Here is a 25,453-nt window from a genome sequence, read left to right as displayed (position 1 = left end):
TTCATCGCCGAGGATTTCCACGCGCATCGCAGGCCTCGCCTAAAACACGTCGCTAACGACGTCGTTATAGACGGGTCATAAACAAGCATGCCGATCTCCGACAGGCGGCCACAATCGGGCGGTTACTGTTGAAGAAGCGCCGGCGTCGCCGAACCCATAGGTCACGGGCATGCGCGATCTCCGGCCGCAGTTGTTCACTGGCCACGAGGCTTTTTTTTATTGCTCAGCCCAAGCCGTTGCAGAAACCGGCCGATCGTGGCGCGGTGGACCATGACACTGCGTCCGGCCAATTCCACGCACAGCTCGTCCAGCGTCACATCGCCATCGCCGGCAACACGCTCAGCAATCCATTGACGATGTGCCATAAGCTTGCCGCCACCTGGCGCACGACCCTGCCGGGCCGGCGCGACAGAGCCCCGCGACCGATGCAGGATCATCATGTTGTTGACGAACCGCGGCGACACCCGAAAGTGCCGGGCGGCTTCGCGATGGCTGTTGCCTTCTTCCACAAACGCAACGACACGCGCACGCAACTCTATCGGATGCGGCTTGCCCATGGTCGTTCTCCTTCCATGGCCAAGTGAAGCACAACTCAGCCTTCAACGAAATCCTGAATCACGTAAGCTGCAATACGCGGCAGAAGTAACCGAACACAGTGCTCTTTGGCGGCAGGTCTTTCGGGATAAGCTGCCATGGGATGCCGCCACGCAACACATAGAAGATCGCGTTGACGATCTCGCGCCGCGGCCAGGCAGGTTTGCGTCCCCTGCGGGCAGGTTCGGGAAACAGGGGAGCGATTATGTGCACCTTGTGATTATGCGCAGATTGCTGAGGCAGGAGGCTTTAACCGTCGGATTCTCGGACGACTTCCGGCTGGCGACCTGCGCATAACTTCAGAGACTCATCAGGAACTGCATGAGCTGGTCCGGCGGACGATATCGACCTTGACTGGACGTCATGGGCTGCAGTCGGTTGAGTGTACGTTCCTTCATCGCGAGATCCGCTTGAAGGTACATATGCGTCGTCGCGGAACTCTCATGACCGAGCCACAGAGCGATGACGCTGATATCGACGCCGGACTGCAGGAGATGCATCGCCGTGGTGTGGCGGATGGTGTGAGGCGAAATCGAGCGGCTCGCGAGTTGCGGGTAACGTTCCGCCGCAGCCGATACCGCAAGTTCAAAGCGCTGGGTGACGTTTGAACGCGCCATGCGCCCTCCGCTTCGGTTGGGAAACAGGAAGTCCTCCTCGCTTGTGAAAGCCAGCCGACGTTTCCAGTTACGGATCAAGCTGATTGTCGTACGCCAAAGCGGCACGCTACGGTCTTTACGTCCCTTACCATGCAAGTGTGCAACCGCCGCGCCATCGACGATAACCTCGCCGACGCGGAGGCCAATGGCTTCGGACACACGGGCGCCAGTGTTGTACATCAGGCTGAACAGCGTGCGGTCCCGTTCACCTGCCCAGGTCGGCGCATCCGGCGCGTCAAGAATCGCCTGCATCTCCTCGCGCGAGAGAAATCCCAGGACCGGCCGGTCGAACCGTTTCATCGGAATGGCCAGTGCCTGTTGGATGACGATGAGCGCAGTCAGGTCGTAATGGGCGGCATACTTCAGAAAGGAGCGAAGTGCCGCCAAGCGGGCATTGCGCGTGCGCACACCGTTGCTCCGTTCCTTCTCCAGATGGTCAAGGAAGTCCAGGATCAATTGCGCATCAAGATCGGCCAAGATCAGCCGGGTGGGCGCCTTGCCAATCTTCGCTTCGGCGAAGCCAAGCAACAATCGAAAAGTGTCCCGGTAGGCTGCGATGGTGCGAGGGCTGACAGCTCGCTGGTTGCCCAGATGTTCGACAAAGAAGCGTTGAAGCAGGATGGGGAAGGACGGTGTCGGGTTGAGATCAGACACGATGATCTCCTTCAATATTTGCTGCGAAAAGCTCGAAACGCCTGCCAGAGACCGCCATGAGTTCTGGGACGGCGGTCAGATACCAATAGGTATCGGAGATTTTGGCGTGGCCGACGTAGGTCGAGAGCGCTGCCATCCTATTGTCGATATCAGCGCCATGTTCGTGCCAAAGCTGAACGCGGCGGCAAATAAAGGTGTGGCGCAGGTCATGGATGCGCACTTCACGATGGCCGCCCCGCGGGGCCCAACCGAGTTTGGTACGAAGCTTCTGGAAAATCTTATTGATCCTCCGCTCCGCAATGAATCCGCCCTCTGAGGACAGGAACAGCGGCGAATCCTTGGAGAGAGCGCCATGACGAGCACGAACTTCCAGATAGCGCCGCAACGCGGCTACGACGGTGACATGCATAGGCACATGCCTGGACTTACGGAACTTCGTATTACGAATCGTAAGGACCGCACTGTCGAGATTGATATCGCCGTAGCGCAGCTGGAGCGCTTCCGAGCGTCGTAGCCGCGATCAGTCCGAAGATCGTTGCGTATGTCGCTGGACGCAAACCGCCCTTGGGAGTCAGCCGCGAAGCGGCAGCCACGAGATCGCATATCTCCTGCTCTGAATAGATATGCGGCGTGAGGCGTCGATGTGCACGACCAAAGATCGCGGTCTCAGGGAACTCAGTGTTGGGATCAACCCGCGTCAGATACCTCGCGAACGGGCGAAGGACCTCGAGGCGCCGGGCCCAGGAGAGCGGGGTAGCTTTTTTGGCCTGACCTTGCACCCAGTTCAGAACGACACCGTTGGTGAGTGGGCCGCGATGACCGTGTTGGTCTGCGAACAGGGCGAAAGCGGTGATGTAATGGCCCTCCATCCTGAGCTTAAAACCAAGGGCGCGGCGCTCGGACAAATAGTCCTCGGCCAACGAGAGCATCGTGCGTGCGTTGATCATTGTGCGCTCCCCGGCCAAGGCAGAGCCACAGCAGATAGATTGTTCAGATCGACCTTTGCATAGATGGCGGACGTGTCGAGGCTTCGATGCCGCAAGATGTCCGCAATCTCCTTCATCGGCGCGCCGGCGCGTAGAAGTCGGCTGGCAGCGCTGCGGCGGAGAATGTGGACCCCGGTTCGCGTCCATCCACATCTTCGGTAGCCGGCCAATACTGCGCGTACGACGCTCTTGGTTGTGATCGGTTTGTCGTAAGGTGCGACGTGACGAACAAATACGGCTCGGTTCGCCGTCGTAGGACGCTCCTCACGCAGATAGGCCGCTATCGCCGCTCCTGTTGAGACTGGCAGGGGCAGAGTATCAGCCCGTCGACTCTTGGTGCCGACAAGGTTGATTGTACCATTGGACCAGTTGATGTCGTTAAGTTGCAACTTGACGATTTCGCCGGATCGGAGGCCGAGATCGATTAGGCACCGCACCATCGCATAAGCTCGCAGGCGCGACGGAAACGACTGATCAAACGAACTCAGTAGTTGGTCGATCTCGGCGTCGGTCAGAACCTCTGGTAATGACGCCAACCGCCAGCGCGCGACTCGGGGAATTGCGGCCTTCAGTTCGCTCACCCGATCGCCGGATATACTGCGAAAGCGGAGATAGCAGGCAATGGTGGCGCCGATCGCGGCGATGGCTGCGGAGCCTCGCCCCTTCTCGCCGAGGATGAAGTGACGGACGGTCATGGCTTTGACTGTCGCCATCGAAATGGGCTGCTCGCCGACATGTTCGACAAGAAACTCCTCAACCATTTTGCAGCGCCGCCGACGGGTCCTGTCTGCCAAACCCCAGACGTCGCGCATGTGGATATCGAAACGCGTCAACTCCTGTTCGATAGCGGAGTTCCGAGCCGGATACTGCGGCACCACGCCGCCAGCTTTGAGTACCTCCAGAAGGTGGCCAAGTGCCGCCTGCAGGTCATGACGAATACGGCGGACCGGATCGGGGCAGACGCATGCCGGCAAGTGTTCCGAGAAAAAGCGCATGACGGCGACTTGACCGATCGCTTCCAGGCGGTACCCCTCCTGGGTCAGCCAATGGGCGAAGTGCGCGATGCAGCACATGTAGGCACGCTGGGTGCCCGGAGCATATCGCCTTCGTTGCAAGTGCTCCCCGTATTGCGAAACGTAAGGCTGAAGAATACTTCCTTCCAGCCAAGCGCGCGGCCGTGGCTGTATGACGATCATCTTTTGCATACTGATCTCCTGTTGAGCTGACTACGCTCGATAGGAGACACAAGAATTATGCGCAGGTCGCCAGCCGGAAGTCGTCCGAGAATCCGACGGTTAAAGCCTCCTGCCTCAGCAATCTGCGCATAATCACAAGGTGCACATAATCCCGCTTTTATGTAGATCTCTACATAACCGGGAGTACCCTCCATTCCGCATCCGTCAGGTCGGTTTCGTATCGGGGCTGATTGCGACTATAATGCCGCCTGGTGGTCGGGTTCCACATGGCGCTTCCATTCAGGCTTCAGACACCCGATTGGAATCATCAGCGGCCCGATCACTCAACCCCAATTCTCGGACAGGCTCTTAGCGCGGCATGCCGAACTATCGCCGTGCCGGTCCGCTTTGGAAAATATTCATTTCCGGTGCCTTGCTTTGCATAAACCGAGGCAAGCGCCGGCGGCCTGGTTAGGGCAGGCCTGAGGCCGCGCGCCGAAATAACGATTTGCAATTCCCTCGATGCCGGGAGAAACACCGGAGAGACCGGCGGATATGGAGGGACAACGGGCATGCAAAGGATAATTCTCGACTGCGATCCGGGCGTCGACGATGCGCTGGCCCTCATGCTTGCCCTTGCCGCGCCGGAAAAGATCGACCTTGCGGGCGTAACGACCGTTGCCGGCAACGTCCCGCTCGAAAGCACGACCGGCAACGCCCGTGGCCTTCTGGCGCTCGCGGGACGCGCGGACATCCCGGTTCACGCCGGTTGCGCCCGGCCCCTGATGCGCGCCGTCGGACATCGCTCCATCATGCATGGAACCGAGGGGCTCGGCGGCGTCAGGCTGGAACCGGACACCGTTCCGCTGGGCAGTGCGCATGCCGTCGATTTCATCATAGACACCGTCATGGCCAACCCGAGCGCGATCACGCTTTGCCCGATAGGTCCGCTGACCAACATGGCGCTCGCCATGGTGAAGGAGCCTCGCCTTGCGGACAACATCCGCGAGATCGTCTTCATGGGAGGCGCGGCCTTCGGCCCCGGCAATACGACGGCGGCGGCGGAATTCAACATCTACGTCGATCCGCATGCAGCGCATATCGTGCTTTCAAGCGGCGTGAAGCTGACGATGTTCGGGCTGGACGTGACGCGCACGGTGGTCGTGGACCAGGAATATCTGAAGGCGCTCGAGACGTCTGCCGGGCATATCAGGCGCAAGCTCGCCCTGATGCTGCGAGCCTATGCCAAGGGCGACCCCTGTCTTCACGACCCCTGCGTCATCGCATGGCTTATCGATCCTTCCCTGTTTTCGGGCACGGATGCCTTCGTCGAAGTGGATTGCGCCACCGGGCCGAACCACGGCCGGACGATCGCGCATGTTTCCGAAAGGCATCGCGCCGGCCGGGAGCCGAATTGCCATGTCGTCACCGGCGCGGCAAAGGAGAACGTGCTTGAACTCCTCAGCCGCCACCTCTCCCGGCTTGAACCCCAAACGTAAAGCGCTTCCGGTCTTGCCGGAAGCGCCCTGACGTCATGGCTGCAACCAGGGCCGGCTATTCGACCTTGGTGTTTTCAATGCTGAAGCCCGACTGGAAGGTCAGGAAGCCCGGCATGTTGGTGAAACCGGTGACGCCTCATCGAAATCAGGCTTGCCCTGCCTGTAGTAGCCGGGAAACTTCTTCACGACGATTTAGCGACCGCGAGCTTAGTTCAAGGAATAGCCGCCTCGCGGGCGACCGGAGGCTCGTCGACCCGGCCGGAAACCGTTCGTTTTTTTGAACGCCATCGCGGCGGCGATCACGTTTCGGTGTGTCGCGGCGATGTGTGTAACCAATCGCCCTCCTCTTCCGTAATCATTGCTGGAAGCAGATCACGGACAGGGAGGTCCGGTCATGATGAGACGCATGTTCCTCGCGGGCGGGACGCTGACGCTTGCGGCTTTGCATCTGGGTTCTGCCGTGCGGGCGGCTACGCCGGCCGGCAGGTTCGCGGTGACACATTCCGAGGCTGAATGGCGCAAGCAGCTCACGCCCGAGCAGTACAACATCCTGCGCGAGGAAGGCACCGAATATCCCGGCACAAGCGCGCTTCTGAACGAACACCGCAAGGGCCTGTTCGCCTGCGTCGGCTGCGACCAGGACCTTTTCTCGTCGGACACCAAGTTCGACAGCGGCACCGGATGGCCGAGCTTCTGGGCGCCTCTCGACCATGCGGTCGGCACCGTGCGCGACACCTCTCTGGGGATGGTGCGGGATGCCGTCCATTGCAGCCGTTGCGGAGGACATCTCGGCCATGTCTTCGACGACGGACCGAAGCCGACCGGCCTGCGCTACTGCATGAACGGCATCGCCCTGAAGTTCCGGCCCGCAGCGGCGTGATCCGTCCCGAAGCCCTGAAGCCCGCATTCCACGTCCATTGAGGAGGAGACCGCCATGCACGACAGATCGAAAATGCTCTTCATCCTGTCCGCCTTTGCCGGCACGGCGCTTGCACTCGCCGGCCTCACGTCGAGCGCGAGCATCGCAGCAGCGCAGGAGGGACTGGCCATCCCCGCCCCGTCCGCCAAACAGGCGCCGGGAACGGCCGCCACGCAGACCGCCGTCTTTGCCGGCGGCTGCTTCTGGGGCGTCCAGGGCGTGTTCCAGCATGTCGAAGGCGTCAGGAATGCCGTCTCCGGCTATGCCGGCGGAACCAGGGACACCGCTCACTACGAGATGGTCGGTTATGGCGATACGGGCCATGCGGAAGCCGTCAAGGTCACCTTCGATCCGGAAAAGGTGAGCTACGGGAAGCTCCTGCAGATCTATTTCTCCGTGGCGCACGACCCTACCCAGCTCAACCGCCAGGGGCCGGACGTCGGAAGCCAGTACCGCTCGGCAATCTTTCCCGCCGATGACGAACAGGCGCGCATCGCAAGGGCCTATATCGACCAGCTTGACCGGGCGAAGGTCTTCCACGCGGTGATCGCGACGACCATAGAGCCGGGCAAGATATTCTATCCGGCAGAAGGCTACCATCAGGATTTCCTGACCAACAACCCGACCTATCCCTATATCGTCTTCAACGATCTGCCGAAGCTTGCCAATCTCCAGAAGCTGTTCTCGAAGGATTATCGCGCCGAACCGGTGCTTGTCGCCAAGGCCGGCATCGGAAATTAGGGCGCCCCACGAAATCCGGTGGCCCGAACGGTTCAAGCCCCCGCCAGCATCCGCCGGTAGGCAGGCAGGATGCGGTGTTCCGTCAATTCCGCCATGACGATCCCGCCGGGATCGGCAGGCGATATCCAGCGGATCTCCTCGATCTCCGCAGCCCGCGTCACGGCCGTGTCCCCGATATGGAGAACGAACACGTCCGCAGACACGATATGATCGGGTTCATTGGCGGCGGCGGCCTCGAAATGCCCGAGAGGCCGCAATTGCTCCGCAGCGACCCGCAGCCCGATTTCCTCGTCAAGCTCGCGGACGAGAGCGGAAACCGGGCTTTCGCCCGGCTCGATCTTGCCGCCTGGCTGCATGAAGGCCACCGCGCCGCGCTTGCGCACGAGCAGGGTCTCGCCGTCCCCGCGGAGGATCAGTGCGGCGGCAATCCTGATGGTTCTCATCAATGCTAGCCCTCCCGCGCCGCTTCCGTACGCCGCACGACCCCCGGCACATAGAGGCAGGCGAAGACGATCAGCGCGGCCACGAGGAACATCACGACGAAGGTCAGATGGAGAGCGCCCTGAAGCACGAGGCGTACCGACGACTGGTCGGCAAGGCCCGCACCCGTGCCTTCCAGAAGCCCGCGGAGCTGATCCGGCGTGACGCTGCCGGCCCCGCCGGAATTGGCAAGACCATAGCTCAGTACCGCGCCGAGAACCGCCGCCCCCAACGTGCTGCCGAGGTTGCGGGAGAAGATGTTCGAGGCCGTCGCGCTGCCCCGCTCCGACCAGCCGACGCTTTCCTGGATGATGACCAGCGAGCAGATGCTGATAAGCCCCATGCCAAACCCCATGATGAGGGAACCGGCGCCAGCCTGCACCGGCGAGCTGCCCGGCGACAGGAGAACGAGGAGGAAGGCGCCGACCGGGACGCAGGCGCTGCCGAAGATCATGATCCGGCGCAATCCGAAACGTGGAAACAGGCGGGAAGCGAGCGTCGCCGCGACAGGCCAGCCGATCAGGAGCATGGTGAGCGCGAAACCCGCTACGACCGCCGACCGGTTCAGCACGGTCTGCACGTACATGGGCAGGAAGGTCGTCAGTCCCATGATCGCCATGCTGGCGAGGAAGGTCGCCGCGTTGGCCGCCGCGATCGGCCGCTGGCGCCAGAGTTCGAGCGACACCATCGGCGCCTCGGTGCGGCGCTCCTGCCAGAGGAAAAGCAGCAGGCTTGTGAGGAAAATCGCGACTGCGATCATCGTATGGGCCGCCGTGGTTCCTTCGGCCTCGGTGAGCGCGATCATCAGGGCGGCGATCGAAACCGCGAAAAGACCGGCACCGAGCACATCGACCGAAGCGCGACCGGGCCGTCTCTCTTCATGGAGGAAAGCGGCGAAGCCGGCGGCCGCGGCAAGCCCGATCGGCACATTGATCCAGAAAACCCAGGCCCAGGGAAGGTTGTGGACGATGAGACTGCCCAGGAGCGGCCCGACCACGGCCGCAATCGCCCAGACACTGGCGAGATAACCCTGAACCTTGCCGCGCTCCGCACCCGGAAACAGATCACCGACGACCGTCACCGCAACCGGCTGGATGGCGCCGGCGCCGATGCCCTGCAACAGCCGGAAGACGATCATCGAGGGCATCGACCAGGCGAAGCCCGCCAGCACGGAGGCTGCGAGAAAGACCGCGATCCCGAGCAGGATGACCGGCTTTCGGCCGTAGATATCCGAAAGCTTGCCGAAGACGACGGTCATCGCAGTCTGTGCCAGCAGGAAGGACGAGAAAACCCAGCTATACAGGTTCAGTTGTCCGAGCTGTGCCGCGATTTGCGGCATGGCTGTCGAAACGATCGTCGCCTCGATGGCAATCATCGACATGCTTGCCATCACCGCCGCGATGACAAGCGCCCGGTTCGAACGTGGATGGGTCATGAGCTTTGGACCTGGGGACACCATGGGCGAACAAAGGGATGGGGGCGAAAGTGGGACGGGCGACAGGCAGTCAGGTGGCTACCGCCGTGTAACGATCCCTTAGTACCCTCACGCGGGCGAGCGTCAAGGGCGAAATCTGCCATCCGTCAAGACAGGCGGCAGGAGACGGGGACGATCGCCGGTCCCTTCAGGCGGATTTTCCGGCGCTTGCCGCACCATCGGCCGTGACGACCCGCTCTGCCGCGGCAGACCGGTTGCGGCCGGCATTCTTCGCCTGATAAAGCGCCTGATCCGCCTGCTCGAAAAGGTCCGCAATGCGCGTCAGTTCCGAGCCGGCCGGATCGAACGTGGCAACGCCGACGCTGATCGTCACATGGCCCCAGGGAAGGTTCCTCTCGTGCCGCAGCCGAAGGCCTGCAATACGCCGGCGGATGTTCTCCGCCGCCCGGAATGCGCCGGCCGCATCCGTATCCGGCAGCAGAACCGCGAATTCCTCGCCACCATAGCGGGCGGCAAGGTCCTTGCCGCGGCGAATGGAGCCGGCAATCACGCGAGCGATGGCGCGCAGGCATTCATCGCCCGCCGCGTGACCATAAGTATCGTTGAACAGCTTGAAATGGTCGGCATCCAGCATCAGCGCGGAGAGCCGGCCGTTCAGTTTCCTTGCAGCCAGCATCATCTCCTCGCCGTGGCTGTTCAGGGACCGGCGGTTCGCCAATTGCGTCAGCTCGTCGGTGTTCGCGAGCGTGTCGAGTTCGTCCTGGATCTTCTTCTGGTGGGTGACGTCGCGCGACACCGCGACGATCCTGACATCCGCGCCATTCACGCCGCCGGGCAGCCGGTTCAGCGTCGTATCGAGCCAGATCTGCTTCCCGTCCGCCCGGGTGCGGCGAACGACCATTCTTTCCCGGGCCGCACCTGTCCGCAGCCGCTCCATCACCTGGACGACGGTTTCCCGGTCGTCCTCGTGCAGACCGTCCAGGATGCTGGTCCCCATCAGCGCCTCGGCGTCGAGGCCATAAATCTCGCGGGCGGACGGCGAAATATACTCCCGAATGCCGTTGCCGTTGAAACGCTGGATGAGATCGCTCGATCCCTCCGCGAGAAGCCGGAACTCCGCCTCGCGCGTGACGAGGAGCGCCTCGCTTGCCGCGCGCAGCATCACCTGGCGGCGCCAGCGCCAGAACAAGATGCCCGTGATCGTCACGACGACCACGCCGGACGTCCACCGGATTCTCGCCACCTTCGTCCAGTTCGCCAGCGCCTCCGACTCGGAGGCTGCAGCCAGCACCACGATGCCCGTACGCGGGCTCTGGTAGAAGCCACCGATCCTTCGGGCGCCATCGACCGGCGATATATAATGATAGGCTCCGGACCGGGCCTGCTTCAGACGGTTTGCAAACAGGTCGTGAGAAGAAATGTCCGTGCCCAGCAGGTCTTCCCTGAAGGGCGATCGCGCGAGGATGATACCCTCTCCCTGCACCATCAGGAACGATCCATCCTTGCCGACGTCGAAATTTTCGAAGAAATGCGTGAATTGACCGGTCGCGATGGAAACGATCACCAAACCCGCAAAGCTGCCATCCTGCCGGTTCACGCGCTGGGAAACCGTGAATATCCATTCCCGCGAAAAACGGCTCTTGATAGGCCCTCCCAGAACCGGCTCGAGGGTGACGGAGGACTGATGGAACTTGAAATAGTCGCGGTCGGCGAGGTTCAGGTCTCCGGTATCGATGTCTCCCGAGGTCGCCACGACGTCGCCCCTGGCGTCGACATAGCTGAGCCTGTCCAGCCAGGGGGTTGTCTCGATCTGCTGTTTCATGGCCTTCCGAAGTTTGGAAGGCATGTCGGGATGCATCTCCTCGTCGTGAATCTCGGTAATGGTGCCCGCGAGCGGCAGCTTCGCCATCTCGATGGTGTCGTCCGCATGCTGTACAAGCGCCCTTGCCGTCTGGGTGAGGCTCGCTTCGATGCGCGTTACCTGGGATTGCCAGCTTGAATATTCGCCCCAGACGATGAGACCGATGAAACCGCAAACGCCGAACGTGATGCCCGCATACGTCCGGATCGACGATGATTTCATCCCGTCTCCCATGCCTATTTCCCAAACCCGGTTCACAAAGGCGGGCGCAGGAGCCACTATCCGCCGATCATCAGGATAGCCGGGACTGGTTTAAGTTCGCCTAATATGCAGGCACCGCAAATCCCTCACAGTTCCCTGGGGCAAAGTATCATATGCACTTCCTCGGCGGTGCCTGCCTGGCGGAGCGCCCTGGCGATGCTTTCCTCGCGCACGCGTCTTGCAATGCAGGACAGAATGTTGAGGTGGTCCGGCTGGCCTTGCGAATTGAGAAGCAGGAAGACGAGGTCGACCGGCTCGTCGTCCACCGCCTCGAAATCCACCGGATCGGCAAGCCGGGCGAAAAGGCAGAAATGGCGGTCGATCTCCTTCACGCCCGCGTGCGGAATGGCGATGCCCGCACCGATGCCGGTGGAACCGAGGTTTTCACGATTGGTCAGGGCCCTGGCGATCCCATTGGCATCAAGCGAGAGCCTTTCGGCCGCAAGGGTGGAAAGCTGCCTGATCAGCATGGCCTTCGACGGCGGTGCAAGATCGAGCACGATGTTCTCCGGCGGGAGACAGTCACGGAGTTTCATGGCGATATCCATCGATTGGGAGGCGGATGCCTACTGGCCTTCCTGCAGCCGGTAGCCGACGCCGGTCTCGGTCAGGATGTATTGCGGCTGATCGGGCGTCTTCTCGATCTTCTGGCGAAGCTGGCGCACATAGACGCGCAGGTATTGCACGTCGGTCAGTCCGTCCCAGACATGTTCGAGTAGGAAGCGGTGGGTCAGCACCTTGCCTGCATGCTGCACCAGAATGCGCAGGATGTCGTATTCCTTCGGCGAGAGCTTGATCTCCTTTCCGGCCACCTTGACGATGCGCTTGACGAGGTCGACCGAAAGCTCTCCCGTCTGGAACACGGGCTTCTCACCCTGGCTCTGGAGGCGATGGCGAAGCGCCACCCGGATGCGGGCGACCAGTTCGTTCATCCCGAAGGGCTTCGTGACGTAGTCGTCGGCGCCGAGTTCCAGTGCCTTGACGATGCCGGCCTCGTCGGTGCGGCTTGACAGGATGACGATCGGCAGATCCAGCCCCTCCCCCCGCCATCTGGCGAGCAGGTCGTGGCCGGGCAGGTCGGGCAGACCGAGATCGAGGATGATCAGGTCGGGTTTCTCGGTCCTGGCAAGCTCCATCGCGACCTTGGCGTTCATCGCCTCGCTGACCGCGTAGCCCTGCGTGGAAAGGCCGACGCGGAGCAGCTTGCGGATCGGCGGTTCGTCGTCGACGATCAGGATGCGCACGGCGGTATTTGTCATTCCTGTTCTCCCAATATGGGCGTTTCGGCCGGCACCGGCATGCGGATCGTGAAGATCGCACCGGAACGGTCGGAACGGTTGGCCGCCCTGATGGTCCCGCCCATGGCCTCGACGAAGCCGCGGCAGATGGCAAGCCCCAGCCCCGTGCCGGCCCGCACGTGATCTCCCTTCCGGACGCGGTAGAAGCTGTCGAAGATGCGCTCGACATCGTCCGGGGGAATGCCCGGTCCTTCGTCCATGACGGACAGAAGGACGGAGCCGTCATCCTGCCAGCCGCGAATGTCGATCACGGTCCCGTCGGAGGCATATTTGGCGGCATTGTCGACAAGATTGAACAGGACCTGTTCGAACAGGACGGGGTCTATCTTGAGCATCGGCAGATCGGCGGGAATGCCGACATTGACCCTGTGCCGGGCGGTTATCTTGGCCGCCCGGCTCAACGCCGTGCCGACGATGTCGCCCGCGAAATGAAAGGCGTAGTTCGGCTCCATGGCTCCGGACCCGATGCGCGTCATGTCGAGCAGATTGGAGATGAAGCGGTTGAGCCGTTCCGACTCGTCCACGATGCTCGCCAGCAATTCCCCGCGTGCGTCGTCCGGGATGTCGTCGCCGAAATCCTTGAGCGTGCCCGCCGAGCCCATGATCGCCGCAAGCGGCGTCTTCAGGTCATGGGAGATCGACGTCAGAAGCGCGGTGCGCAGACGGTCGGTCTCGGCCGCCAGCCGGGCCTTGTCCACATCGGAAACGAGCTGGATGCGCTCGATGGCAAGCGCCGCCTGGTCCGCCAGCGCATCGAAGAGCCGCTGCTGCTCCGGTGTCAGAAGCGGTCCCTGCCTGTCGTTGTCGAGGCCGATGACGCCGACCGCCTCGCGGCCGGTCCGCATCGGCAGATAGAGGCGCCGGGCGCCGGGCAGCGTATCGGCCCCGCGGCCCGCGGGACGATTGTGTTCCCAGGCCCATTTGGCGGCGGCAATATCCGCATCGACCAGCGTGTCGTCCGGCGGATAACCGGCCTTGACCGCAATCGAACCGTTCTCCGGCAGGAGGATGACGACGCGGACCTTCAGCATGGATGCGATCTGGAAGGCGGTCGCCCAGAGCACGTCGTCCAGCGTGCCGGTGCCGGCGAGCTTCTTGGAGAACAGGTACAGGTCCTCGGTGGTGCGGGCCCTCTGGCGGGCCGCCGCCGCCTGCCGCTGCACAGCCGCGGTGAGATTGGATGCGACCAGCGCCACGCCGAGATAGAAGAACAGGGCCACGAGGCTCTCGGGGTCCCGCACGGTCAAGGTGTAGCGCGGTTCCAGGAAGAAGAAGTTGAAGGAGAGCGCTCCGAGAAGCGAGGCATAGAGCCCCGGCCCCAGGCCTCCGCGCACCGCCGCCGCCAGCACCGCCATGAGGAAAACCAGCGCCAGGTTGCGGACGTCGAGCGTCTGGTCGAGCGCAATGCCGGCGACGATCGCCAGTCCCACGAAAATGGTGCTCTTGACGTAGGGCTTGATGCGAAACCGCTGCGGCGGCTGGGCGGTCTTCACGCCCCGTTGCGGCTCGCTGTCCGCGGCATCGCCGGAAATCACATGGACGCTGATATCGCCGGCATAGCGGATCAGGTCATGGGTGACGGAGCCCTGCCAGAGCTGGCGCCAGCGGGGCTTGCCCGGCCGGCCGACGATGATGTGGGTGAAATTGTTGGCATTGGCATAGGCGATGATCTCCCGCGACGGCTGGAGCGCCGGCAGCGTCACCGTCTCCGCGCCAAGCTGCTGCGCAAGCCGCATGTTGCTCGCCAGCCGGTCCTTGTCCTCGTCCGACAGATTGACCGATTGCGGCGTTTCGAGATGCAGCGTCGTCCAGGGCGCCCGCAGGCGGTCGGCCTGCCGCCGGGCATAACGGACGAGGCTTGCCCCGCCGCGGCTGTGATCGAGGCAGACCAGCACGCGGTCTCCCGCGGCCCATGGACCGGAAATCGCATGCGCCTGCATGTGATTGAGAAGCTGCTCGTCCACCCGCTGGGCCGTGCGGCGAAGCGCAAGCTCACGCAGCGCCGTAAGATTGCCGGGAGAGAAATAGTTCTCGATCGCGCGCCGCGCCGTCTGCGGCACATAGACCTTTCCATCCTGCAGCCGCTTGATCAGGTCGTCCGGCGTGATGTCGATGATCTCCACGTCGTCGGCCCGATCGATGATCGAGTCCGGCACCGTCTCGCGGACCCGGACCCGGGTGATCTGCGCCACGACGTCGTTCAGGCTTTCGACATGCTGGATGTTCAGCGTCGAATAGACGTCGATCCCCTGGGACAGGAGCTCCTGCACGTCCATGTAGCGCTTGGGATGACGGCTGCCGGGGGCATTCGTGTGGGCCAGTTCGTCAACCAGGACCAATGCGGGGCGCCGGGCGATGATGCCGTCGAGGTCCATTTCGTCCAGCAGCTGGCCACGATAGTCAATCTTCCTGCGGGGGATGACTTCGAAACCTTCGACAAGCGCCTCCGTCTCCCGCCGCCCATGCGTCTCGACGACGCCGATCACCACGTCGGCGCCATCGGCCTTGCGGGCGCGACCGGACATCAGCATTTCGTAGGTCTTGCCGACACCGGGCGCCGCCCCGAGGAAGATCTTCAGGCGCCCCCTTCCCTCACGCTCGGCATGCTCCAGAAGCGCATCCGGCGAAGGCCTGTTCTCAATCTCGCGACTGTCGTCGGGCATGAAGATCGGTCTTTCGTAATCGTCGGTGCAAGCCGCCCCTCACCCGGCCTCCGACCGGGGGCGAGCCCCGTCCTTCAGCCCCCTTCCCGAGGGGAGCGGAAGATCGAAGCGCGTCGACAAATCCCCTTCTCCCCTTTGGGAGAAGGGGCCGGCCGGCGAATGAGGGAACCGCACGTTCCGGGCATCACCGTGTCATAGGCGTATCAAGTGCAATATTCAACGCAAGCACGTTGACCACAGGTTCGCCGAGGAAGCCGAGCTCACGGCCTTCCACATGCTGATCGACCAATGTGCGGACGGCGGCCTCATCCATTTGCCTGGCCTTGGCGACGCGCGGCACCTGGAAATAGGCGGCTTCCGGCGAGATATGCGGATCGAGACCGCTACCCGAAGCCGTGACGAGGTCGATCGGGACTTCCGCATTCGGATTGGTGGCCTTGGCGGCCTCGTAATCCGTCTTCACGCGATCGATCAGCTTCTGGCTGGTCGGCCCGAGGTTCGAGCCGGAGGATGAGGCCGCGTTATAGCCGTCACCCGCGGCCGAAGGACGGCCGTGGAAATACTGGTCGCCCGTGAAGGCCTGGCCGATCAGCGTCGAACCGATCACCTGGCCATCCTTCTCGATCAGGCTGCCATTCGCCTGGGCCGGGAAGATGGCCTGGGCGATACCGGTCATGGCAAGGGGATAGGCAAGGCCGGTAATGGCGGTTGTGGCAATAATCATCACGATTGCCGGACGAAGTTGTTTCAACATTTCGAACACTCCTTAGGCGAGACCGATCGCGGTGATGACGACGTCGATCGCCTTGATGCCGATGAAGGGGACGATGATGCCGCCGACACCGTAGACGAGCAGGTTGCGGGACAGCAGCGCGCCAGCGCCGATGGCGCGGTATTTGACACCCTTCAGCGAAAGGGGAATCAGCGCGATGATGATCAGCGCGTTGAAGATGATCGCCGAAAGGATGGCGCTCTGCGGGGTTGCGAGGCCCATGATGTTGAGCACGCCGAGCTGCGGGTAGAATGCCAGGAACATCGCCGGGATGATGGCGAAATACTTGGCGATGTCGTTGGCGATCGAAAACGTCGTCAGCGCGCCGCGGGTCATCAGGAGCTGCTTGCCGATCTCGACGATCTCGATGAGCTTCGTCGGGTCCGAATCGAGGTCGACCATGTTGCCAGCCTCGCGGGCGGCGACCGTGCCGGTGTTCATGGCCACGCCGACATCGGCCTGCGCAAGTGCCGGGGCGTCGTTGGTACCGTCGCCGCACATGGCGACCAGCTTGCCCTTGGCCTGCTCTTCGCGGATGAGCTGCAGCTTGTTTTCCGGCGTCGCCTGGGCGAGGAAGTCGTCCACGCCTGCCTCGGCGGCGATGGCGGCGGCCGTCATCGGGTTGTCGCCGGTGATCATGACGGTGCGGATGCCCATGCGGCGAAGTTCGGCGAAACGTTCGCGGATGCCGCCCTTGACGATATCCTTGAGCTGGACGACGCCGAGCAGTTTTCCGTCACGGGCAACCGCAAGCGGCGTCCCGCCGGTCTTGGCGATCTCCTCGGCGATCGCCTGAAGCTCGCGCATCGCGTCGGTTTCGGCACGGACGGCCACCACATTGCCCGAGACCGGCGTGGAGCCCGCATTGACATAGGCCAGGACCGCATCGACCGCACCCTTGCGGATGGAAGAGCCGTCCAGATCGACCCCGCTCATGCGGGTCTGGGCCGTGAACGGCACGAAATGCGCCTTGAGGCTTGCCATGTCGCGGCCGCGAATGGCGTATTTCTCCTTGGCGAGCACCACGATGGAGCGGCCTTCCGGCGTTTCGTCGGCAAGCGAGGCGAGCTGGGCGGCATCGGCAAGCTCCTGTTCGCTGACGCCCCGGACCGGACGGAAGGCCGTGGCCTGGCGATTGCCAAGCGTGATCGTGCCCGTCTTGTCGAGCAGCAGCGTATCGACGTCGCCGGCGGCTTCGACCGCGCGGCCGGACATGGCGAGCACGTTGAAGCGGACGAGGCGGTCCATGCCGGCGATGCCGATCGCCGACAGCAATGCGCCGATCGTCGTGGGGATGAGCGTCACGAAGAGAGCGACGAGCACGATGATCGGGATCGATCCCCCGGCATAGGCGGTAAAGCTCGGGATCGTCGCGGTGGCGAGCACGAAGATCAGCGTCATGCCGGCGAGCAGGATGTTGAGCGCGATCTCGTTCGGCGTCTTCTGGCGCTCGGCGCCCTCGACCAGCGAGATCATCCGGTCAAGGAAGGTCGAACCCGCCGCCGCCGTGATGCGCACGCGAATCCAGTCGGAAAGGACCTGGGTGCCGCCAGTGACGGCCGAGCGGTCACCGCCGGACTCGCGGATGACCGGTGCGGATTCACCGGTGATCGCCGCTTCGTTGACAGAGGCCACGCCTTCGATCACCTCGCCGTCGGAGGGAATGATGTCGCCCGCCTCGACAAGAACGACATCGCCGACCTTGAGGCTGGTACCGGGCACCATGCGGTAGTTGCCGCCATTGTTGCCGGTCAGCAGCTTCGCCTGGGTTTCGGTACGGGCCTTGCGTAGCGAGTCCGCCTGGGCCTTGCCGCGGCCTTCGGCGACCGCTTCGGCAAAATTGGCGAAGAGCACGGTGAACCAGAGCCAGAGGTTGATCTGGAAGGAAAAACCGAGATCGCCGCCGCCGGTTGCGAGGTCGCGGAGAAAAAGGACGGTGGTGAGCGCCGAGACCGTGGCCACGACGAACATGACCGGGTTGCGGGCAAGGGTGCGCGGGTTGAGCTTCCTGAAAGCGGCGCCCACGGCCGGAATGAGAATGCGACTATCCATGATACTCGCGGATTTTGCCTGGCTCATAAGAGACTCCAGCTTTGAAACGAGAATGGCGAACCGGAGCGCCGGTCAGCCCTTAAGAACTTCGACTGCGAAAGCGATGGCGAGCACGACCGTCATCATCGCCAGGATGGCGTAGGAGCCGCACCGCCGCCGGACCTCCACGCTCCGGTCATCCGGAGCGTGGAGAGAGGGTTTCGCGAGCCTGTGACGCGTGATCATCGCGGGACCCCTCAGAACATCTGGCCGGCGATCATCACCAGGTGCTCGACGACCGGACCGAGGGCCAGCGCCGGGAAGAAGGTAAGACCGCCGACGATCAGGATCGTGCCGACCAGCAGGCCGACGAAGAGCCCGCCGTCGGTCGGGAACGTGCCCGCCGAGGCCGGAACCGTCTTCTTGGCGACCAGCGAGCCTGCGATCGCAAGCGCCGGGACGATGACCAGGAAGCGGCCCATCAGCATGCCGATCCCAAGCGTGACGTTGTACCAGGGCGTGTTACCGGTCAGCCCGCCGAAAGCCGAGCCGTTGTTGGCGGCAGCCGAGGTGTAAGCGTAGAGGATTTCGGAGAAGCCGTGCGGGCCGCCCGTGCCGACCGAGGCCACCGCCGAGGGCAGAACCGTCGCACTCGCGGTGAAGACGAGCATGGCGAGCGGCAGGCAGAGGATGGCGAGCACAGCCATCTTCATCTCCTTCGCCTCGATCTTCTTGCCGAGATATTCCGGCGTGCGGCCGACCATCAGGCCTGCCACGAAGATGGCGATGATGATGAACAGGACGATGCCGTAGAAGCCCGCACCGACACCGCCGACGATGACTTCGCCGAGCTGCATGTTGATGAGTGGCACGAGGCCGCCGAGCGCGGTGAAGCTTCCATGCATCGCATTGACCGCACCGCAGGAGGCGGCCGTGGTGATGACCGCGAAGAGCGACGACATGACGACGCCGAAGCGGACTTCCTTGCCTTCCATGTTGCCGCCCGCAAGGCCGAGCTGGTGCATCAGCGGGTTGCCGGCTGCTTCAGCCCAGTAGGTGACGGCGACGCCGGCGATGAACAGGACCCCCATCGAGGCGAGGATCGCCCAGCCCTGGCGCTGGTTGCCGACCATGCGGCCGAAGACGTTGGTGAAGGCCGCGCCGATCGCGAAGATCGACACCATCTCGATCATGTTGGAGATGTTGCCCGGGTTCTCGAACGGATGGGCGGAGTTGGCGTTGAAGAAACCGCCGCCATTGGTGCCCAGCATCTTGATGGCAAGCTGCGAGGCGACCGGCCCGAGCGCAATCGTCTGTCTGGCGCCCTCAAGCGTCGTCGCGTCCACATATGAGCCGAGGGTCTGCGGCACGCCGAGCCAGACATAGACGAGCGTCAGCACGATGCAGATCGGCAGCAGGACGTAAAGCGTCGAGCGGGTCATATCGACCCAGAAATTGCCGATCGCCTTGCCGGACGCGCGCGAGAAGGCACGGATCAGGCCGGCGGCGATCGCCATGCCGGTCGCGGCGGACACGAAGTTCTGCACGGTCAGGCCGGCCATCTGGGTGAGATAGGACATGGTGCTTTCGCCGCCATAGTTCTGCCAGTTGGTGTTGGTGACGAAGCTGACGGCGGTGTTGAAGGAAAGCTGTTCCGGCACGGCGGCCATGCCGGCCGGATTGTAAGGCAAAGCCCCTTGCAGGCGCATCAGCGCATAAAGCGCGAGGAAGCCGAGCAGGTTGAACGCCAGCAGGGAAAAGGCATAGGAAGTCCAATGCTGTTCTTCGCGCTCGCTGGTGCCGGCAATGGCGTAAAGTCCCCGCTCGATCGGAACGAGGACAGGTGACAGGAATGTGCGCTCGCCCGAGAAGACACGCGTCATGTAACCGCCAAGCGGTTTGACGAGCACAAGGATGATCCCGCAGTAAACGAGGATCTGTAGCCATCCATTGAAGGTCATGGGAGGAAACTTTCAATATCCAGCAGCTTCTCTTCGGAAGCGCCGGTTCTTTTCAGAAACGTTCTGGACGAATGAGAGCGTAGGTGAGGTAGACGGTGAGAAAAACGGTCACGGCACCGCTCAAGACATAATCGAAGATCATCGGCGCCCTCCTTTCAAAGCCTGTCGCAGGCTCGGGCATAGGCAAAGCAGAGGACGAAGAAGACGACCGCCGTGCCGAGTAAAATGATATCCATCATCGATCTGGACTCCTGGATTGTTCATGGAGTCAGACAACACAAAGGGCGCCATCCGGGAGGATGACACCTTCATGCTTTCTGGCCTGGAGAAACCCTTGCGATCTCTCGGATGTTAATATGCGGCGCGGCCGCATATAGGTTCGAGAGCGGCGCCGGGGGAAAGAAATAAAAATCCTATAGGAATTTGCCTTCTTCCCCGGCTGCCGCCGTGGCGCTTCCGGCGCCTAGAACGCCGTGGATATCAGCGTTATGGCGTAGGCGGCCGCCAGCATCGCCAGCATGACGACGAGCATGCCCATGACGATGCCGGAACCGTGCAGGCGGCCCGAATTGCGGCGATCGAAGATATGCGAGCGCGGGTAGACATGTCCGCGCATGTGCCCGATGGTCCGAAGCATGCGCATCCTCCCTAGGCCCGGCCGGCAATCTTCATCACCGGGCTCATCATCCGGTTCTCGAAGTCGGGACCGAGGCTGAGCGTCACGGTATCCGGCACGCAGCAGACCGCACCCGGCAGATGATCGCTCTCGAACATGGCGAAGTGCACCGCCGCGGCGCGGTCGGCGAAAAGGCCGCCGACGCGCCCCTCGCAATCGGAAACGATCCAGCGGCCGCCGGCATCCCGGCCGACCATGAAACGGACGCCACGCGCGGGAGGCTCGCTTTTCAACAGAGCTCTGTTCACGTCGATCCCTCCTCAGGCGGTCATCAGGGCAATCGCGCCGGCGGCGCAGAAACCGATCCCCATGACGCCGAGAAGCCTCAGGAAGATGCCGAGGTTCCGATCGTCGGAACCGGGATACGATATGCGTTCCTCGCGGCGGCGCGCGTCCTGTTCGGCAAGCTGTTGTGCAAGATAGAAACTTCCCAAACGGCCAAACATCTCATTCACTCCTTCTTGGGATTGGCCCGCGCGACGAGAATGTCGTGGAGCCGGCATCGAAACCGATGCACATCCGAAAAGGTAGCAACGCCCCCCATAGGCTTTCGATTGCAGGCGGGCAGCGAAGAAATAGGGAATCCATAGGAGCATTCGCCGAATTTTTCATTTGCACCGCAGCATGCAGGGCGGCATGTTCGAACATGAAAGAACGGGAATGGAAATCGGATCATGACAGCAGATGCGATCGTGCTGGGGGCCGGCATCGTCGGCGTTTCAACAGCCCTGCAACTGGCGCGGCGCGGCAAATCGGTGGTTCTCGTCGACCGGAAGGAACCGGGTCTTGAAACCTCCTACGGCAATGCCGGCCTCATCCAGCGGGAGGGCGTCGTTCCCTATGGCTTTCCGCAGCAGTTCGGACTGATCCTGCGGTATGCGCTGAACAACCGCATCGACGCGCATTATCACTGGAGCGCGCTGCCGTCCGTGTCGTCCTTCCTGGCGAAATACTGGTGGCACTCCAACCTTACCCGCCACCAGCTCATCGCGCGGGCATATGCGCCGCTGATCGAACATTCGATCTCGACCCACAACGAGCTGCTCGAGGAAGCCGGCGCCCAGGACCTGATCGTCAAGAACGGCTGGACGGAGGTTTTCCGCACCTCTGCGAAATATGAGGGCGAAATCGGCGAGGCCGAGCGGCTCAGGAAGGAATACGGCGTCGCATTCAAGGAGTTGTCGCCTGCCGACATCGCCAGGCAGGAACCCGATCTTTCCCACGATTTCGTCGGCGGCCTGAAATGGGAGGACCCGTGGTCGGTGAAGGACCCGCTGGGCCTCACGCGCGCCTATGCGGCGCTCTTCGAAAAACTCGGCGGCCGCGTGCTGAAAGGCGACGCGAAAAGCCTGTCGCAGACGAGGACCGGCTGGCGGGTGGTTGCCGGAGACGGCTCCGTGGAAGCCAAGGATGTCGTCGTGGCCCTCGGCCCGTGGTCCGATACCGTCACCAGACAGTTCGGCTACAATTTCCTGGTCGGCGTCAAACGCGGCTACCACATGCATTATTCGTCCAGGGGCGCCGCCAGGCTCAACGGCTGGACCATGGATGCCGAACGCGGTTATTTCCTCGCGCCGATGAACCAGGGTATCCGGCTGACGACGGGGGCGGAATTCGCCCGCCGCGACGCGCCGAAGACGCCGGTCCAGGTGGACCGGGCGGAAGCGGTCGCACGCACCGTCTTTCCGCTCGGCGACCGGCTCGACAAGGAGCCCTGGATGGGCGCGCGTCCCTGCACGCCGGACATGATGCCGGTCATCGGCAAGGCGCCGCGGCATGAGGGCCTCTGGTTCGCCTTCGGCCATGCGCATCACGGCCTCACCCTCGGGCCGGTGACGGGGCAGGTGATCGCCGAAGCCATTACCGGACAGAAGACATTGATCGACATCTCCGCCTATCGTCCGGAACGCTTCGGCATCTGACGGCCGGCTGGCAATCACACCGGATTCCGGCTAGGCTTTAAAAACCGAACACAAACATGCCGGCCGAAAAGCCGGCAAGCACGAACATGCTGCGCTATCTGATCTATAACGCCAGGACCTTCCATCGTTAGCGACGCCGCCAAGAGGCGCAGGCGCCTTCGCGCCCGAACATTTGGGTGATCATTTGGTGCTTTATGGATGATGTAAGCTACGCGCAGATATTCTTCGACAACAATCCCGATATCGAGGTCCTCGAAGCCTTTGTCATCGATGTGAACGGTGTGCCGCGGGGAAAGTGGATTCCGCGGGAACGGGCGCTCGACGTGCTTTCAAAGGGCATGGCGATGCCGCGCTCGGTCTATGCGCTCGATGTCTGGGGCCGCGATGTGAACGCCGCCGGCCTGGCGGAAGGCACGGGCGATCCGGACGGCATCTGCTTCCCGGTCCCAGGCACGCTCTCCCGCGTGACCTGGCTCAACCGCCCGACGGCGCAGGTTCTCCTCGGCATGCGCGATCCGGACGGTGCCGGCTTCTACGGCGATCCGCGCCAGGTGCTCGCCAATGTACTCGAAGGTTTCGGCAAGCTCGGATTGACGCCGGTCGTCGCGACCGAACTCGAATTCTACCTGATCGACCCAGTGCGCTCGGCACTCGATCCGGTGCGTCCGCCCAACTCGCGCGAAGGGCGCTGGCACACGGGCCAGACGCAGGTACTCTCGATCTCGGAGTTGCAGGACTTCGAAGAGGTCTTCCACGGCATTGCCAGCGCCGCACGGGCGCAGGGCATCCCGGCCGATACGACGCTGCGTGAAAATGGCCCCGGGCAATACGAGATCAATCTCAACCATGTGCCGGACGCATTGAAAGCCGCCGATTACGCGGTGCTTCTGAAGCGCATCGTCAAGGGCGTGGCGCGCGCAAACGATCTCGACGCCACCTTCATGGCCAAGCCCTACGGCACGCAGGCCGGCAGCGGCATGCATGTGCATTTCTCGCTGATCGACGACGCCGGCCGCAATATCTATGTCGGCGAGGAAGACCCTTCCGAAATGCTCTTCCACTCGGTCGGCGGGCTTCTGGAGAACATGGGCGAGAGCATGGCGGTGTTTGCTCCGCATGCCAACTCCTACAGGCGGCTGAGGCCGAGCGAACACGCGCCGACCTATGCGTCCTGGGGGTTCGACAACCGCTCGGCGGCCGTGCGCGTCATCACCGTCTCGAAACCCGCGACCCGCATCGAGCATCGTGTCGCAGGCTCGGATACCAATCCCTATCTGGTGTTGGCGATGATCCTGAACGCGGCGCTCTCCGGCATCAAGGAGAAACGCCATCCGGGCGGGGCGATCAGCGGCGACGACCATGCGATCAGCCATGAACCGCTGCCGACGAACTGGGATTATGCTCTGCAGCAGTTCTCCCGCTCGACTTTCGCCTATGCGACGCTCGGACCGAAATACCGGGCGCTCTACACGGCCTGCAAGCAACAGGAACTTTCCGAATTCTCGAGCCGCGTGACCGACGTGGAATACGACGCCTATATCCGGACGGTGTAAGACAATGGCATTCCAGACAAGCGACAACCCGCGTCATACGAATTCCTGGTACGCCGCCTCCGCGAAGGACAAGCGCGTCCGCCCCGCCCCCGACGGCGAGACGCAGGCGGATATCTGCGTGATCGGCGCCGGCTTCACCGGCATTTCCGCCGCGCTGGAGCTTTCCGAGCGCGGTTATTCCGTCGTCGTCCTGGAGGCGGAGAGGATCGGCTTCGGCGCCTCGGGCCGCAATGGCGGCCAGATCGTCAACGGTTACAGCCGCGATCTCGAAACCATCGCCGGACGTTACGGCCGCGACAAGGCGGTCAGGCTTGGCGAGATGTCGCTCGAAGGCGGCGAGATCATACGCAGCCGCGTCGCCAAATACGGTATCGACTGCGACCTCGTGCATGGCGGTTTCTTCGCCGCCTTCACCGACAAGCAGATCCGCGAGATGGAAGCCCACAAGGCGCATTGGGAAAAGCACGGGCATACCGGCCTCGAAATGGTTTCGAAGCAAGGAGTGGGCAGGTATGTCAGGACCGACCGCTATGCCGGCGGCATGATCGACAAGCTCGGCGGCCATATCCATCCGCTCAACCTCGTGCTCGGCGAGGCCGCCGCGGTGGAGCGCCTTGGCGGCCGGATTTTCGAAGGTTCGCGCGTCATCGCCGTGGACATGGGGGAAAGGCCGGTCGTGCGAACTGAAAAGGGCTCGGTCAAGGCGAACTACGTGCTCGTCTGCGGCAATGCCTATCTTGCACCGCTGCTGCCCGAGATTCATGGCCGGATGATGCCGGTCTCCAGCCAGGTCATGGCGACCGAACCGCTCGACGCGGGCCTGATCGAAAGCCTGCTGCCGGCCAACTACTGCGTCGAGGACGCCAATTACATCCTCGACTACTATCGCCGGACCTCCGACAATCGACTGCTCTACGGCGGCGGCATCGGTTATGGCGGACAGGACCCGAAAGACCTTACCGGCGTCATCCGGCCGAACATGCTGAAGACATTTCCCCAATTGAAGGATACGAAGATCGACTATGCCTGGAGCGGCAACTTCGCGCTGACGCTGACCCGCATTCCGCATCTGGGCCGGCTTTCCGACAAGGTCTATTTCTCGCACGGCGACAGCGGTCACGGCGTGACGACGACGCATCTGCTCGGCAAGATCCTCGGCGAGGCGGTCGCCGGCCATGCGGAGCGCTTCGACATCTGGGCGTCGCTGCCCAACCTGCCCTTCCCGGGCGGCCGGACGCTGCGGGTGCCGCTGACCGTTCTCGGCGCATGGTGGTACGGCCTGCGCGACCGGCTCGGTTTCTAGAGCATCCTATTGA

25 protein-coding genes and 2 pseudogenes are annotated in these 25,453 nt (G+C 62.8%); 6 read left to right on the top strand and 21 right to left on the bottom strand.

Annotated features, from left to right (window positions below; genetic code table 11):
* Nucleotides 1–194: 194 nt before the first annotated feature.
* The 7 genes and pseudogenes from ACFFP0_RS15485 to ACFFP0_RS15455 all read right to left on the bottom strand — a co-directional run.
* Nucleotides 195–557, bottom strand: coding sequence for a transposase (locus ACFFP0_RS15485; protein ID WP_377262315.1), 363 nt, complete (start codon nucleotides 555–557; stop codon nucleotides 195–197).
* Nucleotides 558–633: 76 nt separating this feature from the next.
* A pseudogene (locus tag ACFFP0_RS15480) lies at nucleotides 634–801 on the bottom strand (transposase); the annotation flags it as partial.
* 92 nt (nucleotides 802–893) lie between these two features.
* Nucleotides 894–1,904 carry a tyrosine-type recombinase/integrase gene (locus tag ACFFP0_RS15475; RefSeq protein WP_377262312.1) on the bottom strand — a complete coding sequence of 337 codons (1,011 nt, stop codon included), beginning with the start codon at nucleotides 1,902–1,904 and terminating at the stop codon, nucleotides 894–896.
* Nucleotides 1,897–2,379: a tyrosine-type recombinase/integrase gene (locus ACFFP0_RS15470; RefSeq protein WP_377262350.1), complete on the bottom strand. Its 483-nt coding sequence runs from the start codon at nucleotides 2,377–2,379 to the stop codon at nucleotides 1,897–1,899. The genes ACFFP0_RS15475 and ACFFP0_RS15470 overlap by 8 nt, the downstream gene beginning before the upstream one ends.
* On the bottom strand, nucleotides 2,345–2,851 hold the full coding sequence (locus ACFFP0_RS15465) for a site-specific integrase (protein WP_377262310.1): 507 nt from the start codon (nucleotides 2,849–2,851) through the stop codon (nucleotides 2,345–2,347). Before ACFFP0_RS15465 ends, ACFFP0_RS15470 begins: the two co-directional genes overlap by 35 nt.
* Entirely contained in the window at nucleotides 2,848–4,095 is a 1,248-nt protein-coding gene (locus ACFFP0_RS15460) for a site-specific integrase (RefSeq protein WP_377262307.1), read from the bottom strand. Before ACFFP0_RS15460 ends, ACFFP0_RS15465 begins: the two co-directional genes overlap by 4 nt.
* 163 nt (nucleotides 4,096–4,258) lie before the next feature.
* Nucleotides 4,259–4,354 (bottom strand): annotated as a pseudogene (locus ACFFP0_RS15455) (IS5/IS1182 family transposase); the annotation flags it as partial.
* Nucleotides 4,355–4,637: 283 nt separating this feature from the next.
* Here ACFFP0_RS15455 and ACFFP0_RS15450 point away from each other — a divergent pair.
* From ACFFP0_RS15450 to msrA, 3 genes are all read left to right on the top strand, one after another.
* Nucleotides 4,638–5,564 (top strand): nucleoside hydrolase, encoded by a 927-nt coding sequence (locus ACFFP0_RS15450; RefSeq protein ID WP_377262305.1) that lies wholly within the window; start codon nucleotides 4,638–4,640, stop codon nucleotides 5,562–5,564.
* A gap of 394 nt (nucleotides 5,565–5,958) precedes the next feature.
* The gene (gene msrB, locus ACFFP0_RS15445) at nucleotides 5,959–6,444 is read left to right on the top strand and encodes a peptide-methionine (R)-S-oxide reductase MsrB (protein WP_377262303.1); all 486 of its coding nucleotides are present in this window, start codon (nucleotides 5,959–5,961) and stop codon (nucleotides 6,442–6,444) included.
* Nucleotides 6,445–6,498: 54 nt separating this feature from the next.
* Entirely contained in the window at nucleotides 6,499–7,224 is a 726-nt protein-coding gene (gene msrA / locus ACFFP0_RS15440; protein ID WP_377262301.1) for a peptide-methionine (S)-S-oxide reductase MsrA, read from the top strand.
* 32 nt (nucleotides 7,225–7,256) lie between these two features.
* Here the strand turns inward: msrA and ACFFP0_RS15435 are convergent, their stop codons facing one another.
* The 14 genes from ACFFP0_RS15435 to ACFFP0_RS15370 form a co-directional block, all read right to left on the bottom strand.
* Nucleotides 7,257–7,667 carry an NUDIX hydrolase gene (locus ACFFP0_RS15435; RefSeq protein WP_377262299.1) on the bottom strand — a complete coding sequence of 137 codons (411 nt, stop codon included), beginning with the start codon at nucleotides 7,665–7,667 and terminating at the stop codon, nucleotides 7,257–7,259.
* Between the two features lie 5 nt (nucleotides 7,668–7,672).
* Nucleotides 7,673–9,139, bottom strand: a complete 1,467-nt coding sequence (locus ACFFP0_RS15430) for an MFS transporter (protein ID WP_377262297.1) — start codon at nucleotides 9,137–9,139, stop codon at nucleotides 7,673–7,675.
* 187 nt (nucleotides 9,140–9,326) lie between these two features.
* Nucleotides 9,327–11,222 (bottom strand): sensor domain-containing diguanylate cyclase, encoded by a 1,896-nt coding sequence (locus tag ACFFP0_RS15425; protein ID WP_377262294.1) that lies wholly within the window; start codon nucleotides 11,220–11,222, stop codon nucleotides 9,327–9,329.
* A gap of 125 nt (nucleotides 11,223–11,347) precedes the next feature.
* Nucleotides 11,348–11,797 (bottom strand): PTS sugar transporter subunit IIA, encoded by a 450-nt coding sequence (locus ACFFP0_RS15420; protein ID WP_377262292.1) that lies wholly within the window; start codon nucleotides 11,795–11,797, stop codon nucleotides 11,348–11,350.
* 30 nt (nucleotides 11,798–11,827) lie between these two features.
* Nucleotides 11,828–12,520: a response regulator transcription factor gene (locus tag ACFFP0_RS15415; RefSeq protein WP_377262290.1), complete on the bottom strand. Its 693-nt coding sequence runs from the start codon at nucleotides 12,518–12,520 to the stop codon at nucleotides 11,828–11,830.
* Nucleotides 12,517–15,222: a DUF4118 domain-containing protein gene (locus tag ACFFP0_RS15410; RefSeq protein WP_377262287.1), complete on the bottom strand. Its 2,706-nt coding sequence runs from the start codon at nucleotides 15,220–15,222 to the stop codon at nucleotides 12,517–12,519. Before ACFFP0_RS15410 ends, ACFFP0_RS15415 begins: the two co-directional genes overlap by 4 nt.
* A gap of 184 nt (nucleotides 15,223–15,406) precedes the next feature.
* Entirely contained in the window at nucleotides 15,407–15,976 is a 570-nt protein-coding gene (gene kdpC, locus ACFFP0_RS15405; protein WP_377262285.1) for a potassium-transporting ATPase subunit KdpC, read from the bottom strand.
* A 12-nt stretch (nucleotides 15,977–15,988) separates the two neighbouring features.
* A complete protein-coding gene (gene kdpB / locus ACFFP0_RS15400) occupies nucleotides 15,989–18,073 on the bottom strand; it encodes a potassium-transporting ATPase subunit KdpB (RefSeq protein ID WP_377262283.1) in 2,085 nt (694 codons plus the stop codon).
* 45 nt (nucleotides 18,074–18,118) lie between these two features.
* Nucleotides 18,119–18,271, bottom strand: a complete 153-nt coding sequence (locus ACFFP0_RS15395) for a hypothetical protein (RefSeq protein ID WP_377262281.1) — start codon at nucleotides 18,269–18,271, stop codon at nucleotides 18,119–18,121.
* Between the two features lie 11 nt (nucleotides 18,272–18,282).
* Nucleotides 18,283–19,986: a potassium-transporting ATPase subunit KdpA gene (kdpA, locus tag ACFFP0_RS15390; RefSeq protein WP_377262278.1), complete on the bottom strand. Its 1,704-nt coding sequence runs from the start codon at nucleotides 19,984–19,986 to the stop codon at nucleotides 18,283–18,285.
* A gap of 52 nt (nucleotides 19,987–20,038) precedes the next feature.
* Nucleotides 20,039–20,128 carry a K(+)-transporting ATPase subunit F gene (locus ACFFP0_RS15385; protein ID WP_111561755.1) on the bottom strand — a complete coding sequence of 30 codons (90 nt, stop codon included), beginning with the start codon at nucleotides 20,126–20,128 and terminating at the stop codon, nucleotides 20,039–20,041.
* A 321-nt stretch (nucleotides 20,129–20,449) separates the two neighbouring features.
* A complete protein-coding gene (locus ACFFP0_RS15380; RefSeq protein WP_377262275.1) occupies nucleotides 20,450–20,623 on the bottom strand; it encodes a hypothetical protein in 174 nt (57 codons plus the stop codon).
* An 11-nt stretch (nucleotides 20,624–20,634) separates the two neighbouring features.
* Entirely contained in the window at nucleotides 20,635–20,910 is a 276-nt protein-coding gene (locus tag ACFFP0_RS15375) for a hypothetical protein (RefSeq protein WP_377262273.1), read from the bottom strand.
* Between the two features lie 12 nt (nucleotides 20,911–20,922).
* Entirely contained in the window at nucleotides 20,923–21,108 is a 186-nt protein-coding gene (locus tag ACFFP0_RS15370) for a hypothetical protein (RefSeq protein WP_377262271.1), read from the bottom strand.
* 228 nt (nucleotides 21,109–21,336) lie between these two features.
* On the opposite strand from ACFFP0_RS15370, the gene ACFFP0_RS15365 reads away from it, so the two are divergent.
* The 3 genes from ACFFP0_RS15365 (at nucleotide 21,337) to ACFFP0_RS15355 (ending at nucleotide 25,440) form a co-directional block, all read left to right on the top strand.
* Entirely contained in the window at nucleotides 21,337–22,584 is a 1,248-nt protein-coding gene (locus tag ACFFP0_RS15365; RefSeq protein ID WP_377262269.1) for an NAD(P)/FAD-dependent oxidoreductase, read from the top strand.
* 194 nt (nucleotides 22,585–22,778) lie between these two features.
* Nucleotides 22,779–24,137 (top strand): glutamine synthetase family protein, encoded by a 1,359-nt coding sequence (locus tag ACFFP0_RS15360; RefSeq protein ID WP_377262267.1) that lies wholly within the window; start codon nucleotides 22,779–22,781, stop codon nucleotides 24,135–24,137.
* Nucleotides 24,138–24,141: 4 nt separating this feature from the next.
* Nucleotides 24,142–25,440 carry an NAD(P)/FAD-dependent oxidoreductase gene (locus tag ACFFP0_RS15355; RefSeq protein ID WP_377262265.1) on the top strand — a complete coding sequence of 433 codons (1,299 nt, stop codon included), beginning with the start codon at nucleotides 24,142–24,144 and terminating at the stop codon, nucleotides 25,438–25,440.
* Nucleotides 25,441–25,453 lie beyond the last annotated feature (13 nt).

This window comes from Neorhizobium puerariae (assembly GCF_042429745.1).
Classification (GTDB): Bacteria; Pseudomonadota; Alphaproteobacteria; order Rhizobiales; family Rhizobiaceae; genus Neorhizobium; species Neorhizobium puerariae.
The sequence above is the reverse complement of the archived record's forward strand: the minus strand, read 5'-3'. Positions and strand labels throughout refer to the sequence as shown.

Bases quoted from the DNA above. Each gene is read 5' to 3' on its own strand.
- ACFFP0_RS15485 (WP_377262315.1), bottom strand. From the start codon at position 557: ATGGGCAAGCCGCATCCGATAGAGTTGCGTGCGCGTGTCGTTGCGTTT.
- ACFFP0_RS15465 (WP_377262310.1), bottom strand. From the start codon at position 2,851: ATGATCAACGCACGCACGATGCTCTCGTTGGCCGAGGACTATTTGTCC.
- ACFFP0_RS15460 (WP_377262307.1), bottom strand. From the start codon at position 4,095: ATGCAAAAGATGATCGTCATACAGCCACGGCCGCGCGCTTGGCTGGAA.
- ACFFP0_RS15450 (WP_377262305.1), top strand. From the start codon at position 4,638: ATGCAAAGGATAATTCTCGACTGCGATCCGGGCGTCGACGATGCGCTG.
- msrB (WP_377262303.1), top strand. From the start codon at position 5,959: ATGATGAGACGCATGTTCCTCGCGGGCGGGACGCTGACGCTTGCGGCT.
- msrA (WP_377262301.1), top strand. From the start codon at position 6,499: ATGCACGACAGATCGAAAATGCTCTTCATCCTGTCCGCCTTTGCCGGC.
- ACFFP0_RS15435 (WP_377262299.1), bottom strand. From the start codon at position 7,667: ATGAGAACCATCAGGATTGCCGCCGCACTGATCCTCCGCGGGGACGGC.
- ACFFP0_RS15430 (WP_377262297.1), bottom strand. From the start codon at position 9,139: ATGACCCATCCACGTTCGAACCGGGCGCTTGTCATCGCGGCGGTGATG.
- ACFFP0_RS15425 (WP_377262294.1), bottom strand. From the start codon at position 11,222: ATGAAATCATCGTCGATCCGGACGTATGCGGGCATCACGTTCGGCGTT.
- ACFFP0_RS15420 (WP_377262292.1), bottom strand. From the start codon at position 11,797: ATGAAACTCCGTGACTGTCTCCCGCCGGAGAACATCGTGCTCGATCTT.
- ACFFP0_RS15415 (WP_377262290.1), bottom strand. From the start codon at position 12,520: ATGACAAATACCGCCGTGCGCATCCTGATCGTCGACGACGAACCGCCG.
- ACFFP0_RS15410 (WP_377262287.1), bottom strand. From the start codon at position 15,222: ATGCCCGACGACAGTCGCGAGATTGAGAACAGGCCTTCGCCGGATGCG.
- kdpC (WP_377262285.1), bottom strand. From the start codon at position 15,976: ATGTTGAAACAACTTCGTCCGGCAATCGTGATGATTATTGCCACAACC.
- kdpB (WP_377262283.1), bottom strand. From the start codon at position 18,073: ATGAGCCAGGCAAAATCCGCGAGTATCATGGATAGTCGCATTCTCATT.
- ACFFP0_RS15395 (WP_377262281.1), bottom strand. From the start codon at position 18,271: ATGATCACGCGTCACAGGCTCGCGAAACCCTCTCTCCACGCTCCGGAT.
- kdpA (WP_377262278.1), bottom strand. From the start codon at position 19,986: ATGACCTTCAATGGATGGCTACAGATCCTCGTTTACTGCGGGATCATC.
- ACFFP0_RS15385 (WP_111561755.1), bottom strand. From the start codon at position 20,128: ATGATCTTCGATTATGTCTTGAGCGGTGCCGTGACCGTTTTTCTCACC.
- ACFFP0_RS15380 (WP_377262275.1), bottom strand. From the start codon at position 20,623: ATGCTTCGGACCATCGGGCACATGCGCGGACATGTCTACCCGCGCTCG.
- ACFFP0_RS15370 (WP_377262271.1), bottom strand. From the start codon at position 21,108: ATGTTTGGCCGTTTGGGAAGTTTCTATCTTGCACAACAGCTTGCCGAA.
- ACFFP0_RS15365 (WP_377262269.1), top strand. From the start codon at position 21,337: ATGACAGCAGATGCGATCGTGCTGGGGGCCGGCATCGTCGGCGTTTCA.
- ACFFP0_RS15360 (WP_377262267.1), top strand. From the start codon at position 22,779: ATGGATGATGTAAGCTACGCGCAGATATTCTTCGACAACAATCCCGAT.
- ACFFP0_RS15355 (WP_377262265.1), top strand. From the start codon at position 24,142: ATGGCATTCCAGACAAGCGACAACCCGCGTCATACGAATTCCTGGTAC.